The organism is Leptothoe spongobia TAU-MAC 1115, assembly GCF_018739885.1.
In the GTDB taxonomy this organism is placed as follows: domain Bacteria; phylum Cyanobacteriota; class Cyanobacteriia; order Phormidesmidales; family Phormidesmidaceae; genus Leptothoe; species Leptothoe spongobia.
On the sequence record NZ_JADOES010000004.1, the window covers coordinates 23762 to 38270 of the forward strand.

At 47.7% G+C, this 14509-nt stretch carries 15 protein-coding genes; 11 read left to right on the forward strand and 4 right to left on the reverse strand.

Annotation, left to right across the window (positions count from 1 at the left end; all coding sequences use genetic code 11):
* Positions 1-2: 2 nt before the first annotated feature.
* A complete protein-coding gene (locus IXB50_RS02990) occupies positions 3-821 on the reverse strand; it encodes a hypothetical protein (protein ID WP_215607453.1) in 819 nt (272 codons plus the stop codon).
* A gap of 163 nt (positions 822-984) precedes the next feature.
* On the opposite strand from IXB50_RS02990, the gene IXB50_RS02995 reads away from it, so the two are divergent.
* The 7 genes from IXB50_RS02995 to IXB50_RS03025 all read left to right on the forward strand — a co-directional run bounded on the left by IXB50_RS02995 (position 985) and on the right by IXB50_RS03025 (position 4163).
* A complete protein-coding gene (locus IXB50_RS02995; RefSeq protein WP_215607454.1) occupies positions 985-1359 on the forward strand; it encodes a hypothetical protein in 375 nt (124 codons plus the stop codon).
* A 63-nt stretch (positions 1360-1422) separates the two neighbouring features.
* Positions 1423-1680 carry a hypothetical protein gene (locus IXB50_RS03000; RefSeq protein WP_215607455.1) on the forward strand — a complete coding sequence of 86 codons (258 nt, stop codon included), beginning with the start codon at positions 1423-1425 and terminating at the stop codon, positions 1678-1680.
* An 11-nt stretch (positions 1681-1691) separates the two neighbouring features.
* Positions 1692-2477 (forward strand): hypothetical protein, encoded by a 786-nt coding sequence (locus tag IXB50_RS03005; RefSeq protein ID WP_215607456.1) that lies wholly within the window; start codon positions 1692-1694, stop codon positions 2475-2477.
* Between the two features lie 6 nt (positions 2478-2483).
* Positions 2484-3167 (forward strand): hypothetical protein, encoded by a 684-nt coding sequence (locus tag IXB50_RS03010; protein WP_215607457.1) that lies wholly within the window; start codon positions 2484-2486, stop codon positions 3165-3167.
* Between the two features lie 96 nt (positions 3168-3263).
* Positions 3264-3506: a hypothetical protein gene (locus IXB50_RS03015; protein WP_215607458.1), complete on the forward strand. Its 243-nt coding sequence runs from the start codon at positions 3264-3266 to the stop codon at positions 3504-3506.
* Between the two features lie 94 nt (positions 3507-3600).
* Positions 3601-3891 (forward strand): hypothetical protein, encoded by a 291-nt coding sequence (locus IXB50_RS03020; RefSeq protein WP_215607459.1) that lies wholly within the window; start codon positions 3601-3603, stop codon positions 3889-3891.
* Positions 3888-4163: a hypothetical protein gene (locus IXB50_RS03025; RefSeq protein ID WP_215607460.1), complete on the forward strand. Its 276-nt coding sequence runs from the start codon at positions 3888-3890 to the stop codon at positions 4161-4163. Before IXB50_RS03020 ends, IXB50_RS03025 begins: the two co-directional genes overlap by 4 nt.
* Positions 4164-4500: 337 nt before the next feature.
* On the opposite strand, the gene IXB50_RS03030 is transcribed toward IXB50_RS03025, so the two are convergent.
* From IXB50_RS03030 to IXB50_RS03040, 3 genes are all read right to left on the reverse strand, one after another.
* Positions 4501-8241 carry an NACHT domain-containing protein gene (locus IXB50_RS03030; RefSeq protein WP_215607461.1) on the reverse strand — a complete coding sequence of 1247 codons (3741 nt, stop codon included), beginning with the start codon at positions 8239-8241 and terminating at the stop codon, positions 4501-4503.
* A 711-nt stretch (positions 8242-8952) separates the two neighbouring features.
* On the reverse strand, positions 8953-9120 hold the full coding sequence (locus IXB50_RS03035; RefSeq protein WP_215607462.1) for a hypothetical protein: 168 nt from the start codon (positions 9118-9120) through the stop codon (positions 8953-8955).
* A gap of 10 nt (positions 9121-9130) precedes the next feature.
* Positions 9131-9277 (reverse strand): hypothetical protein, encoded by a 147-nt coding sequence (locus IXB50_RS03040; RefSeq protein WP_215607463.1) that lies wholly within the window; start codon positions 9275-9277, stop codon positions 9131-9133.
* A 110-nt stretch (positions 9278-9387) separates the two neighbouring features.
* Between IXB50_RS03040 and IXB50_RS03045 the strand changes: the two genes are divergently transcribed.
* The 4 genes from IXB50_RS03045 (at position 9388) to IXB50_RS03060 (ending at position 14504) form a co-directional block, all read left to right on the forward strand.
* Positions 9388-11343 (forward strand): eCIS core domain-containing protein, encoded by a 1956-nt coding sequence (locus IXB50_RS03045; protein ID WP_215607464.1) that lies wholly within the window; start codon positions 9388-9390, stop codon positions 11341-11343.
* Between the two features lie 259 nt (positions 11344-11602).
* On the forward strand, positions 11603-11956 hold the full coding sequence (locus tag IXB50_RS03050) for a hypothetical protein (protein WP_215607465.1): 354 nt from the start codon (positions 11603-11605) through the stop codon (positions 11954-11956).
* Positions 11957-12243: 287 nt separating this feature from the next.
* A complete protein-coding gene (locus tag IXB50_RS03055; protein WP_215607466.1) occupies positions 12244-12588 on the forward strand; it encodes a hypothetical protein in 345 nt (114 codons plus the stop codon).
* Positions 12585-14504: an AAA-like domain-containing protein gene (locus IXB50_RS03060; RefSeq protein ID WP_215607467.1), complete on the forward strand. Its 1920-nt coding sequence runs from the start codon at positions 12585-12587 to the stop codon at positions 14502-14504. The genes IXB50_RS03055 and IXB50_RS03060 overlap by 4 nt, the downstream gene beginning before the upstream one ends.
* The last annotated feature ends 5 nt before the right edge of the window (positions 14505-14509 follow it).

Genomic DNA, 14509 nt, shown 5'->3' on the forward strand with positions numbered 1-14509 from the left:
TGTCAGCCATAAAGCTCTTGATGACGACCATAGAGCCGGTGAGAAACAGCCCGGTCAATCAAAACAATGTTCTGCAGTGACCCGTATAAATGCACTTCAACCTTGTCTAAGACGGTGGTGGCAATTTGTCGTTGTTCATCCAGCTCTTTTGTTTTCCCTAACACCCGTGCTGTTCGTCTCTCACGATAGTTTCGGTTGGGATGCTCACTCACTGACAGTAGAGACCAGTCGGGGGTGCTCCCTTCCAGACTGAGCACACGGCTGATCAGCTCCTTGCCATCCGGTACCGTGTAAGGCGCTGTGATAAAGTCCCATCCATGCTCCTTGTCACGGTAACTGACTTTGTATCGACCGGTCTTAAACGACCAGCTACGGGGGAAGGTGGCATTGATAGCGGTCGCCAGTTGCCGCAGCTGCGCCTCAGTCACCGCCTCGCTATCGCGATCCATAATCCGATAGCTCACCCTCACCTGCTTGCGTCGCTTAGCCCCCCGAGCTTTCCAGGCATCAGTTTTCTCGGAGAAGGTGAAAATCACCTGAGGTTTACCCTTGACAAACTGATGGGGATGAAAGTCAGGCAGGGCAAATATTGGCGGCATGCCATGATTGCCGGATTCTCGGATGTCATAGAACAGTTTGAGGCGGAGGCTAACCATCTGAGTGGTGTCATTGTCCTTGATCAAGCAAGCATGCCGCAGAGCGCTTTCAGGAATGGTGAGATTGTCAATATCTAGATCTGCTCGGAATGAGTCTCTAACAATCCTGTTCTGGACTCGGATCAGGGTTGATTGTAGATGCTCCCATTCATTGATATCAGACATGGTTCATTGATGAGACCGCGTTCTAGGACTAGCCATTTTTAGTCAAGATGGCATCCGTAAGTTTAAGGAACAACCCAGCTATGAACGACTCGGCAGAAACCTATAGGTTTCGACGGGAGTTAGGATCGCCCAACCCCTTCCCATGATAGGACCGGAGCGAATTGTGAGGAGTGTCTCAATGGCCAGTAACTCAAGGAAAAAAGAAGATTTCTTTTTCAATACCACGGGGAAAAACTACGCAAAGCTCAACCTGGTGAAGGCGAGCTTTAGCGGTGCCCTGCTCACCGCCATGGGAGCGGTCGCAGAACTACCCGCTGATGGAACAATCATCGCCACAGGGAAAGAAGCGGCCCTGGGTGTTGGTATCTCCTACCTGAACATCTATTACCCTGGCCCGACGGGCAAGCTGCAGTCGGCCAAGGTGCCCATTGCCCCCAGCAAAGCGGATACCGCCATTGCTGACCTGCCTGGCAAGACCTATCGCGGCAAAAAGATTGAACTCGCACGGGTGCCCCGTCGCCGCTGCTACACCGTCTAAGCGAGGTAGCCTCTCAGGTCTATCAAGTCTAGTTACGTGCTCATTTATTAAGGAATTGGTTTCATGGGTTGGATTGTTGCATTTTACGCAGACGAGGCAGACTCAAACACCTCAGTCGCCGGGGTTTGGGATGGAGACGAGGTCGTACTTTTAGCCGACGTTGCTGACTTGCCCACCTTGTTGAATAGCGCTGAATTTATTGCTGAAGCAGCGGGTAACGACATTAACAGCGCACGGGCGATTGAAGGGGACTTTCAACAGCGGTTTACGGATTACGACGTTAGAACCGTCAAAGCTCAGCAGACGATTACGCTCGTTTAAGGTCATGACGGATGCAGCAGTCTTTTATCTTAGAGCGGCTGCAGACCGAACCGCAGGTCTTAAGGCCAGACGACTTTAGTCATTGTGGCTCAATCCTGGCGGAGTTTATGCGGTGGCCTAGGGGTGAAATGGCCGCAACGGGGGATTCATATGCTCCCGTCTATCTCAATCGGGTCTATGTCGTGAGAGGCTCGGACTACCGAGAGCAACCCACGCTTAGCCTACGGTCACGGTTTGCCCTGATCCATGGCAATGGCTGTCATGGTGTGGCTGTGGCCGCCAAAGAGGACCTAACTAAGGTCCGTATAACGCTTGATTCAGGTGATGGAGACAATGAAGTGTTAGGGAGTGCTGGGGCGTCAGAGGTTGGGGTCTTTCAGATACGAGACAACACGACATCAAGCGGGGGTTCGTTCTCCCCTCCCAACACTTGGATAACACGGCCTCTCAATTTCAACTCCTCTCCGTTTGGGCGATTGGATTCGCTGGGACGGCTGGAGTTGGACCCTGGTCACTACTGCCTGGAGGGGTGGGCGACCGGCATGGAGGGGGGCCGTATGCGTTGCCGGTTCAGGTCACTCGATTCTGTGATCAATTGGCCTGGAGCGACAACCTATTCCCTCCATTATTCCTGGCATATCCCGATCCACGCCATTTTCACCCTCACCGAGACAACAACGTTTGTCTTAGAGATGCGGTGTGACCGGGACCACGCTAAGCCGTGGGGGTTTGGCTATGCGTCCAAGCTACCGCCCGAACTCTATGCCTCGCTTATGTTCTCTCGCAAATCGATCTAAACTAAAATGGCAACTACTGTAAAACAAAGTGCGGTTGATTCTCTATCCTTGGTCGGGCCGATTCTGGGCATGATGCCAACGGCTGCGATTAATGAGGCCGCTGTTGCGCTCCATGCTCTGATTGAACAACAGGCTCAAGATATTGCTTCCAACAATACCGATATTACCGCCCTACAAGCGGCGGTGGCTGACCTGCCGAATTTACAAGATGCCGAGCGACAGGAAGTCTTAGCACTGATTCAGGACAATCTACCGGATCTCTCCTATACGGTTAACTACCGAGGTGAGCAGATCGCGGCATCTGTCTTTAGTCAAATGTTGGCTGACCAACAAGCAATTAAGCCCGTAGAGGTGACTGAGGTCAACAAGACGAACGGCCATGTCACTAGCGCTAAGATTGTGTTTGATGATGCTTCCGAGCAAACGATTACGTTTACACGTACGGTCAATGCTGACGGTACGATTGCGACCTATGTAGGTCAAATTGGGGATGGTAGCGGCGGCTTAGTGGATGGCTATGAGTACACGTTCGGGATTGAGAAACTAACGGTTGCCGGGCTGGTTTTGTCCTCGTCTTGGGATGCTGACTTACTGAGTCAAAAGCTGTTTGTCAGCAACTTGAGTATTCAGTTTGATGCGCTATCCAGTGGAGAGCCAGGCGCTGGTGACGAGGCTCCCGCCACCCTCTGAACCGCTCAGGCCACTAGCCTAAATGATGGTGTCTTTGAGGGGGCTGAAACACTCTCAGGGGGATACAACCTCAACATAGACGGGGTTCTGAGGTCTGTGATTACTGTCACCTTACCGGCTGGAACGTCATCCATTCGAGTGAGGGGGCATAGGGCACCAGCACCCATCTCAGTCTATGCGCCGGGTCCTACTCAGTTTAGCGTTGGCGCTGAGTTACTCACTGTTAGTACCATAGCTGTCACGCAAGACTTTATCGTGAGCGGCTCTGGGGGGTCTATTCGAATTGTCCTGGCTGACATCGGTAGTCCAACCGTTCAGATTGAAGGGGTCAGTGTATAAGTTAGTGAGTCTTTAGTCTTTATCTTTGTCTCCCTGCCATCAGCCCAATATGGCAGGGTTGAGAGCCAACGGGCCTTTACAGGCCCCTTTTTTAATGATGGACAACGACAGCATTGACCGACTGATCAAAGATCTCAAATACTCTCATGGCGTTGTCGTTATCCCTGAAAGAGACAGACGATGCTGGGGTATTCATGAATGGGGAGAAAAGAGGGATTTTGTATTAGCTCAAGCCATTGTTAGCTATCAACCTCATGAGGCGATCTCCCGTGGCGTAGGACTCAGTTTCTTTTTCGCCTATTGCTATCCTGCCTGCAGAATGGACATCAAAGAGAATGGCATTGTACACATAAACTCGATCGGGTTTCCGGTTGATGACCCATGAATGTTGTGTTGAATAATCTCGGGTTAGCGTTAACGGTGGCGTCTGCCCTGGCCGGTGTGTGTGGCTGGGGGATCGCTCGCATTCGCCGAAACTATGGATTTGAGCGTGATATCAATCATCTAAAGAACGATTACAAAGGACTCAATGACAGCTGCAATAAGCTATTCACGGAGTTAGAACGACGGCTGGATGCAGCCGAAAAAGAGCTTGCTATATTAAGGGCTGTTAATGAAGCGTTGATTCAGCAGCAGCGCCCTACTGACGTCCGGTAAGAGAGCGTCTTGTTGTAGAGCATTAGAGCAAGTCTCTACGTTGGACTAAGAGACACTAGCGATTGGGTGCGCTATCCTAAGCCCCTAGAAAGATAAGTTCTCATTTGGGCGAGTTCAGCGTTGATAGGACTCGCTTTTTTATTTGAAAGACACTCGTTGCCGTTGCCTTTAGAGTAACTTTTTAACTCGCTGAAATCTTTCTATTTCTTGGCTTCCTCATAATCTCTTTCCGAATATCTACACTCTCTCACAACTAGTCAAAAAATAGCTGCCTTTGAAACTCTTATTCAGAGATAGTTTCAATTGAAATCGTAAGTTGCTGTCGAAGTGAGACTGCTTATTTTAGAGGGACACCTGCCCGACTTGCATATTGCCGTAAGGTAGTTTCTAATAAACCGCCTTGAAATGGATTGAGTGCTTTAGCTTCCTGTCGCTGACCCTCGTACCATAAATATAGGCAAGTAAGGGTAAGGATTAACTCTGTTACAAGAGCTGTCTGTAAGGTGCTAATGGCTTGGATTGTTATTCCTGAAAAAAAGAGTGTCATCGGTAGCCAACAGAAATAGGGTAAACTTAGCAGTACCAAGGGTGGGCGGCGTACCTTTTTTTGGGTGGGTTGTTGGTTAGTGGCCCAATCCCGAAGTCCAAGAGCGCCAGCGAAAGCGCCAGCGAAAGCGACAGCGCCAGCGAAAGCGAAAGCGCCAGCGAAAGCGAAAGCGCCAGCGAAAGCGAAAGCGACAGCGACAGCGACAGCGCCAGCGACAGCGCCAGCGAAAGCGACAGCGACAGCGAAAGCGCCAGCGAAAGCGACAGCGACAGCGACAGCGAAAGCGACAGCGAAAGCGACAGCGAAAGCGAAAGCGCCAGCGCCAGCGCCAGCGCCAGCGAAAGCGAAAGCGCCAGCGCCAACGAAAGCGACAGCGCCAGCGCCAACGAAAGCGACAGCGCCAGCGCCAACGAAAGCGACAGCGAAAGTGGTGTTAAAGAGTTTTGTTTCTTGAGCTTTTTGGATAGCTTTAATGCCTACCCAAGTTGGCTGATAAGTCCAATAGTTGCGGACTTCGTTAACAAAGGTAATGAGTCCTAGAGAGCCTAATTTTAAGAAGTATTTGGATGCTAAAGGTTGTTTTTCGTCCTGTGTATATAGAGCAACCCAGAAGGTCACTATTGATATAGCTGCAACGCCAAGAATGCCAATTAATGCAGGCTGATCTATAAATAGTTCGGAAAAAATAGCCATGCCAGCGATGGCCATTATTGAAGCGATCAAAGTAATGACGAGAATGCAGCGATAATGCCAGGATGTTTGAAATCGATAGGATGATTTTTTGAATACGTTTTCCCAATGATGTTGTTCAGGTTTTTTATTGGGGTTATGAATCAGTCGATTGAGGGTATCTAGCTGTAGCTGGGGTTCTAGACTCGTTAATAAGTCCTTCCATATGGAGGCATCAGAAATATTGTTGAGAACTGGTTTTAGAATTCTCTGGATTTGTTCTTCTATTTCGGGGGTGAACTGTGTTTGTTCTAATAACGTCTCAGTCTGAGCGGGCAACGCATCAGGGAGTTGAGCTATCTCTAATGGGTGAATAATGGTGCATGTCGGTAGAATAATTCTTGGATCTAAGGGGGAATCGGTGTTTATAACTCGTGCCTTTTGGAAGTGCATTGGTAGCAGGTATGCAATGCGTCCGGCAATGGTGGCTAGGCTACTTCGTGGAGAGCCAAAAGGCTGCCAGAGCCAGTCGTAACTATCCAACTTCATTGTGTTTTCTGGCAATGGCTCAAAGTTCAGTAGTATTTCTTCGATTTCTGCTTTTGGTAGTAATGCGGCGAGCGCCCAGGCAGCTCTACCAGCCATTGATATGTTGTCATTCGAGAGTATTGGTACTAATGCTTGAGCTGCGTTGGGAGTACCGATGGAGTATAAATCATCAACGACTGAAACAATGTTCTGCTCAAGTAAACCTGCCAGAGATGGTACGGCTAAATCTCCCATGCGAACCAGTGCTTCATGGGTATTGACCGATTCACGATATCGTATCGTGAGCACAGTGACTGCTTCAGCTGAGTTCGTCGTGGCTAGCGCATTGACAGCAGTGATATAAGTTGGTGAGTTGACGTCAGTCGCCAGGCAGTCCTCTAAAAAGGAAAATACCTGTTGACCACGAGGACGAGTATCAGCGGCCACAGCGCCAAAGGCACTGGCCAATGTTTCGCTGTAGGCCTCTGTTTGTATGCGCTGCTTAAAGTTTTCAATAATTGAATCAGCTACTGATTGATTAACCGTTTTAGCATCGGCTAAACACTCAAATCCAGTGAGTGGATCAATGGCATAAACCTCTTGAATCAGGTCTGTACAATCTACTTCTAGGCCACACCAGAGTTTAACAACTTCTCTCCATGCATTTATGTCATTCCGAAAGTAGTTAATTAATTGCTCAGGCTTTTGTTTGAGGGCCGCCGCCGCAAAATACTCCTGTAATGTCAGGTGTGAGAACTGATAATTTTCTCCCTTATCGATTTGGATAAATAGGCCACTCCGTTCTGATATTTCTTCCAGAATGGGGATGGTATCCTGGTCTGGGGTGCGATTGATACTGGGTAGTATTTCTCGGATTTGTTGCAGGGCAGAGGTATAACTGATGCTGCGTCGGTCGTCTTGTTCCAGGCTGAGTTCTTGGTGTTTAAGTGCTAACTGCTTTAGCACCGTACGCTTTTCACTCGCTTTATACTGATTGTGTTTGTAGTCGTCTTGCCCTTTATATTCGGCCTGCTCTAATAGGATGCGGGTGGCCTCTTCATAGAAGTCAGTACGGGAGTGTGGCAGTACAAATGTTGGTTTGCTGTAGAGATAGGCAATGATCGTCAGCAGTAACGGATTACGAGCCAAGGCCATGATCCTGGGACGTTGTTGCAACGTTTGAATAAGCTGGTCGATTGACTTTTCTGGAGGCATGTCATTTCTCCATGCCCTCAGAAATTGACGGATTTGTTGATCGCTAAATTCAACAACTTCTAAGGTTTGATTTGTCGTTGCAGCAAACTCATTGCTATAGACTGCTGTTCTGCAGGTAATTACCGCGCGACAGCGTTCATAGGTATCTAGTAAGTCACTAATGCTTTGAGAAATCTCTGCCCGAGCATTACTTTTAACTTCGTCTAACCCGTCCAGTAGTAGCAGCAGTGACCCATTGTCTAATCCCTGTTTTACAAACTCCTCCGCATTTGGAAAGTCATTACGTTTAAAGACGTCTGCCAAGGCTTTAATTAGCTGCTCCTGGCTGAGCTTGGCATTCCCCAGTCGATGTAGCTCCAATAAAACAGGTACAGGCCCTTCTGGAATCGCAGTGAGTCGATTATCGCCATAAACGAAGGCAATATCCTTGAGCAGCATTGATTTGCCTGACCCAGGTGGTCCTTTAACCATTAAGCGTTGATGGCCGTTAATGGCGGTATAGATGTTTTCCAGCTGACGTTGGCTACCGCCCTCGACTTTGAGTGGTACGTAGACATCATTCATCAGGAGTGGCTTTTGATTTTCCCGAAACGGGATTTTTAGCTCCTTATACTTGTCTAATAATGCCGATCGATAACGCCGCAATGCGATATCTCGAAAAAGGCGATTGCCTGCAAATCTTGCATAAATCCAGTCACTGCAAGCTTTAAATAGCTTTTTGATATTGGTTAATAAAGTCTCCTCAAACAGTTTTCCTAGACCTGCACCGACCAATAGCAAGAGAGGAATCAGTAAACCGTTATCAGGTAAAAGTCCTCGTAAGTCTTTCTTTTTTGCCTTTTGGGCTTTTGTATACGCTTTGTCGTAAATCTGCATGATTTCTGGACCAGTTAAGCCAGATGAGGATTTTTCGTACAGATCCTTGGCATAGCTTGGTCGGCGCGTAATGTCATTCTCTACGTCGTCGGCTGCCAGCTGCTGAATTTCTTGTTTTGTGCCAGGCTGGGGCGTTGGGGTTTGGCTGCTCACGCCACTGCCGAGGAGCAAAGAGGCGCATAGGGTGAGGGTAAATAGACTGATGAGCGCTGGACGTCTAGAACCGATCAACAGGGGGCACATGTTTTCTAGGGAAAGACGTTGGGATGTAGAAATTATAAGCAATTCAATCCCTTAAATCAGACATAAATGACTGGAGTGTGCCAGTTGCCCTATCTTACTGGACTAGGGTTGGTCTGGCGAATCGTCTTAGGTATGTGTCAGTTGCCCAAACCCCTTATCCCACTGTTCCACCTCAAAATCATGGACTAATCCCTAAGCCTCCTATCAGTAATGCGATGTAGGCGAAAAAGTGCCAAAGAGTAGTTGCGCCTACTGCAACTATGCTGCTGCCAAGAGCTTTGGAAGATATGTAGAAACCTTCTGCCTAATTGTCTAAATCGATATGGTAGCCGAGTGACTTTCCGAACTTGATTGAGCAAGTATGGCGGTTTGGGCGGTAGCCTGGCAAGTGACGTATAACTCCCGCCTGAAGCTGCTTATGTGTCAAAAATGACATATAAGCAGCCTATTTAGCATGCTTAACTGTTAAAAATGACAGATACTAGTCTGTATTTCTGGAAGTATACGTCAAAATTTGCATTTAAGTTCTGCAAATAAAGGTGTTATCACCAAAAAATGATATATAAGATCCAGAGTCAAGGGTCTTATATGTCAGATCTGACGCTGAATTATAAGTTCGGCTGCAATCGAGAGAGAGATTTTGCCAAGGGTCAGATCGGGGGTGGTGCAATCGCCCGCTATTGAGTTGCGCGTAGTTCAGGTATCCTCAACTCACGACAAGTCCCACAACGTTGTCGTCGATAGCGTCAGCATGAGTTTTGTTAACGGCTGCTCAAGTCTCAACAGTCCCACCAGATATTGGCGGTCACTTGCCGCAATATCCTGATTGTCAGTGGCGGTATCGACGAGTGCGCTCGGTGGGTGTGCGGAGTCTGCCAACTAGCGACGGTTACGTTTTGTCAACGGTTGGCCAGTAGCGATGGTCCCATTCAATATCGGTAAATCGCCTAGCGTGAATGGGTTTGAGAGAACGGTAGTGGGATGAGTGCAGGTTGAGATCGTGACAGCCCTCGCCATAGGTTTTGCCTTCGAACACTGCGTTAGAGCGGTCTGAACGAAAAGTATTGGCTATACTTCAGAAGTACTGCACCAGCCGCACAACTCCATCGTTAGGCTTCTGAATAATCGGAGGAAAGGAGATTAATCATGCGTACCTTTGCACAGAAACAGAAGCCAGCACAAAAGGCAAAATCTGAAAGCTCAGTGAGGCCCAGCCGGACATTTGCTGGACAAAGCCGTGAGGTAAGTTCTATCTTTCAATTACAGCGCACGATCGAGAATCCTGCCGTGCAGCGATCGCTACACGATAATGGTGAAGAGCGCGAAGACAATTCACTTACTAGTACATGGCCCCACTTTGCCCACGATTTCAGCCGAATAACTTTACATGCAAATGCATATACCAACATGCAACCGAAGCTGAGGGTTAATGTCCAGGGAGACAAATACGAGCAAGAAGCCAACCGAATAGCAGAACAAGTAATGCGCATGCCTGATGTTAATATTGGTAGTATTTATCCCGATAAGGATGGCATACAAAGAAAATGTACCGCTTGCGAAAGTGGCGATACACCCTGCCCAAAATGCGCTGTGAAACAGGGAGAGAAAACCCAATTAGAACCGCTTGTCTCCCAAGTTACCCCCTTAGTGCAGCAACAGACCATGCCAGAAGAATTAGAAGAGGATAAAGAAGAAAAAACACAGGCGAAGGAAACCCCAGGCAATACCCCTGATATAACACCACAAACTGCCACCAAAATTGGTGCATTGCGTGACGGTGGGCAGCCGTTGTCGGCAGCCACGCGCCGATTTTTTGAGCCGCGCTTTGGGACGGATTTTAGCGGAGTGAGGGTTCATACCGGTCAACGGGCAATGGAAATTGCAAAGGAAATTAACGCTCGGGCGTTTACTTTGAGGAATAATGTGTTTTTTGGTGCGGGGCAATATGTACCGGAAAGTAGTGCCGGGAAAAAGTTATTAGCGCATGAGTTGACTCATGTAGTACAGCAGGGAGAAATCCAAGCAAAGTCCATTTCTAAGCCAGTAGGACCAATTGTTAATTCACTTCAACGTCAGCCCTCCTCCCCCGGAGAGGCTGAATTTACTTGGTCTGAGAAAACAAGAAAAGGCGTAAGGAATCAAATAAACCTCCAATTAGCTGTTTTTAATTCAAATTTTGGTGATGCTGCAGTTGAGGTTAAAGTGAAATCGGCGATCGATGAACTTAAAGAAAAACAGTCGATTGGTTTAGAACTGCTATTTGAGGTTGCTGAGGGTTTTTTAACAGCAGGATTATCAAAACTAATAATTCATGGGATAAAAAAAGGCTATGCCTTGTTAGCAAAAAGATCTATAAGAATAGCTGAACATTATGTAAAGCTTTCGGAAGATACAGATTCTGCAGGAAAATTATTGCAAGTTTATGCTGGAATATCAAATCCCGCTTTAAATCAGGCTAAATCGTTTATCAAAAGTCAATTTTCTAGTATCGGTTCAAATAAAGCAGCAGAAGCTTTTATTGATAATTTACGCCTTGGTGCAAATCAGTACACTTTGAATATTTCTGGGCAAGTTCCGTCATTAAATGACGACAAATTGAAAAGTTTACTTTTTGCATTGCAACCTGAAAACATACAAATAGGAAGATTTAGAGAAGAAATAGACCAACTAGCTCAAGAGTTTAAAAAATATGTTTCTGAAATTGGGGATTGGAAGCGACGCAAGCCTGGTTATTATGCAGACCCATATAAATTTTCTGAGAAAGCAATTTGGGTTAAAGGTATTAAAAACAGAAAAGTTTTAGCATATGTAAAAACCAATAGGAAAGGTTCCCATCTTCCGTATGAACAACGTCCTAAGACAGGCGGAGGAGGTTTAAGAGGGGAAGGTTTTCCAATAGGATACGATCCAATATATTATCGTTTTAAAGGATGGATTCCGCCCTCTGTTGCTGACTTGGCAATCGCTACGACTAAAGATTATTTTGGCAGTATAGAGACTGTTCCCGTTGATGAAGTTCGTAATCTTTCTCTCGGGGATATCTACCATCTTAAGTCTGCTGATGATCCGTACTATGATGCTTGGATAAAAGGTAGTGACTAGTGATGACCAAACGGTCATGAGCATAGAAGTATACCCTCTATATGCTTTGAGGAAATTGTTCTGACGAGGGTTTTGAAATGAGGTGCTTTCCAGCAAGAACATACGTAGAGTCAAGTTATTGAATTGCGATATCTGCTTGATGCCGAACTCAAAACAAAAACTTAAAGCTTAAAACGTACAAAATTGTATCAGAATGTGCCTAACACTTTATCAACCGGACGCGGGCGTTTTTCGACAGTAACTGAAAAGAGGTAGCAAGATGGATCAAGCACCCATCAAAGAATTAATCAGATTCGAGGATTTTGAGAAACTGGACGTTAGGGTTGGCACGATTACGACTGTAGCAGAAGTGGAGAAATCGGATAAGCTGATGAAGCTAACCGTAGACTTTGGTGATCATACTCGCACAATTCTTGCTGGTATAAAGCAAGAACGTGAAAATCCATTCGAGATCGAGGGTAAACAAGCTTTATTCGTTGTAAATTTACCTGAAAGGAAAATGGCTGGAGAAGTATCTCAAGGGATGCTTTTTGACATCGGGTATGCGGACAAGCTCACACCATGTTTGGCAATACCCGAGCACCACATGCCAAACGGCAGTAGAGCTGGGTAGTATTAGTTTGCAAACAACGCCTAACAAGCACATGCAGACGGAACATTCCACTCGCTACGCGAGTGAAACGGTCGCAGTCACACTTAAAGGTAGTAACGAAAAACGAGGGGTTTTAGAATATAACTAGCTAGCGATATAGGTCAAAACCAGTCACAAGATTCATAACCGTAGTTTCTGCGCGTATACCTTTGTTGGCCCTAGACCGCTACACAGATCTAATGGTTGCTGTTATTCCTTGCTAAGAGCGTAGAGTATAGTCATTACAGAGTACTCCATCCCATTTGCCCATGCCCCCGGTGCAGAGGATTTTGATCTTAGCTGCCAATCCGTTGGATTCTTCCAGACTACGTTTGGAGGAAGAGCTACGCGAGATTGAATCTGTACTACAGCGGGCTAAGAAGCGCGATTTATTTGAGCTAAAGCCTCAGACTGCCACACGACCCAGCGACATCCAGCGAGCACTGTTGGACTACAACCCGCAAATTGTGCACTTTTGTGGCCATGGGGAAGGTACCCAGGGACTGGTGTTTGAAGATGACAGGGGCAACGCAAAGTTTGTAGATTCCCTGGCCCTGGCTAATCTGTTTGGCTCTATATGGGTTTCTGGGAGGTCTGAATCAAAAAACGCTTGAAACCCCTGTTATACAAGGCTTTTAGTCTAGGTGGTGCGGCATCTCTGAAACATGGTTTGGGTAAGGCTTACAGGCTATTTAATGAGTTCATCTCCCTGAAACAGCTATTGAGCCATCTGTTTAAGCTATTTGCTGACCAGGTCAAGTGTGTGGTGTTAAATGCCTGCTATTCCGAGGTGCAGGCTAAAGCCATCGTTGAGCATATTGATGCGGTGATTGGGATGAATCAGCCCATCAGTGATACTGCTGCCATTCGGTTTGCGGAGGGGTTTTACCAAGGATTGGGGGCAGGCAAAGATGTGGAGTTTGCCTATAAGTTGGGACGTAATTTACTAGAGCTGCAAGGCATTCCAGAAGAGCATATTCCAGTACTTAAGCGGAAAAGTGCAACTGACGAGGCGATTACGACATCACGCATCTTTATCAGCTACAAGCGAGATGTAGCCCCAGATGAACCGGTGGCTAAGCAGCTATATGAAGCATTGCAGACTAAGCACGAGGTGTTCATTGACCAGCAAATGCCAGTAGGTACCCCCTGGGCTGACCACATTGATGCTGAACTCAAGCGATCAGATGTGCTGATCGTGCTGCTGTCGGAGCATTCGGTGCACAGTGAAATGGTGGAGCATGAGGTGGAGTTGGCCCATCGGTTTGTTAGCACCAGCGGAAAACCGCGTATTTTGCCCGTGCGCCTGGCCCATCGTAAACCGTTTCAGTATCCGCTGAACCAGTATTTAGACCCGCTTAACTGGGCTTTTTGGGAAGATGATGGGGATACAGATAGCCTGATCGCAGAACTGCTCAAAGCCATCGAGGGTGAACCCCTATCGATTGCGGATGAGGCTAAAGATGACTTGTTAGAGCATCAGGTGGAGGATAAGATTCCTAACCCGGCATCGTCCGCTCAGCCGGTTTCTCTGGAGTCGCCAGACCAGGGGACGATGGCCCTGGAATCCAAGTTTTATATTGAGCGGGCAGAGGACCGGCGGGGACAAACGGCCATTGATGCTCAAGAAGGCACCGTGATCATCAAAGGGGCGCGGCAGATGGGCAAAAGCTCATTGCTGAATCGCATGATTGCCAGTGCGGTGGATCAAGATCGGCAGGTGGTCTTTTTAGATTTTCAACTGTTTGATCAGCCTGCCCTGGAAAATCGACAGCGGTTTTTCCGACAGTTTTGTCGATTTCTAGCGGATGAGCTGGACCTGCCTAACCGCATTGATGACTATTGGGATGAGGATTTGCCATTACCGCAAATCTGCACCAGCTACATGAAGCAGTTGCTTAAAGCGATTGATGAGCCCATGGTGCTGACCATGGATGAGGTGGATCGGGTGCTGGATACTCAATTTCGGTCAGACTTTTTTGGGATGTTGCGTAGCTGGCATAACAAACGGGCCATGAGTAAGGTATGGCGGCGATTTAGCCAGGTGTTGGTGATTTCGACAGAGCCGTATCAGCTGATCGCTGATTTGAATCAGTCACCGTTTAATGTAGGGCAGACGCTGCGGCTGCAGGATTTTACTACGGCTCAGGTGACGGAGTTAAATGAACGCCACGGCAAGCCCTTTAGTGGCAGTGAGCTAAAAGAGCTAATGCGATTGTTGGCGGGGCATCCCTATTTGGTGCGGCGGGCGTTGTACCTGATCGCAACAAAAGAGTGTAGTTCGAAGACCTTTTTTAAGACGGCCAGTGCGGCGCAAGGGCCGTTTGGCGGGCATTTGCGGCGGCATTTATTTCGGTTGAAGGGGCAGACAGATCTGACTCGGGGGCTGATGGAGATTTTGCGGAGTCAGTCTTGTGGGGATGAGAAGTTGGTATGGCGGTTAGAGGGTGCGGGGCTGGTGCGGAAGACGGAGACTGGCGCGGTGGCGCGGTGTGAGCTGTATGCAGAGTATTTTCGGAAGCATTTGTAGGGGGG

What these genes read in the sequence shown, in the direction of transcription:
- IXB50_RS02990 (WP_215607453.1), bottom strand. Translation starts at nt 821, where the DNA reads ATGTCTGATATCAATGAATGGGAGCATCTACAATCAACCCTGATCCGA.
- IXB50_RS03000 (WP_215607455.1), top strand. Translation starts at nt 1,423, where the DNA reads ATGGGTTGGATTGTTGCATTTTACGCAGACGAGGCAGACTCAAACACC.
- IXB50_RS03005 (WP_215607456.1), top strand. Translation starts at nt 1,692, where the DNA reads ATGCAGCAGTCTTTTATCTTAGAGCGGCTGCAGACCGAACCGCAGGTC.
- IXB50_RS03010 (WP_215607457.1), top strand. Translation starts at nt 2,484, where the DNA reads ATGGCAACTACTGTAAAACAAAGTGCGGTTGATTCTCTATCCTTGGTC.
- IXB50_RS03020 (WP_215607459.1), top strand. Translation starts at nt 3,601, where the DNA reads ATGATGGACAACGACAGCATTGACCGACTGATCAAAGATCTCAAATAC.
- IXB50_RS03025 (WP_215607460.1), top strand. Translation starts at nt 3,888, where the DNA reads ATGAATGTTGTGTTGAATAATCTCGGGTTAGCGTTAACGGTGGCGTCT.
- IXB50_RS03030 (WP_215607461.1), bottom strand. Translation starts at nt 8,241, where the DNA reads ATGTGCCCCCTGTTGATCGGTTCTAGACGTCCAGCGCTCATCAGTCTA.
- IXB50_RS03045 (WP_215607464.1), top strand. Translation starts at nt 9,388, where the DNA reads ATGCGTACCTTTGCACAGAAACAGAAGCCAGCACAAAAGGCAAAATCT.
- IXB50_RS03050 (WP_215607465.1), top strand. Translation starts at nt 11,603, where the DNA reads ATGGATCAAGCACCCATCAAAGAATTAATCAGATTCGAGGATTTTGAG.
- IXB50_RS03055 (WP_215607466.1), top strand. Translation starts at nt 12,244, where the DNA reads ATGCCCCCGGTGCAGAGGATTTTGATCTTAGCTGCCAATCCGTTGGAT.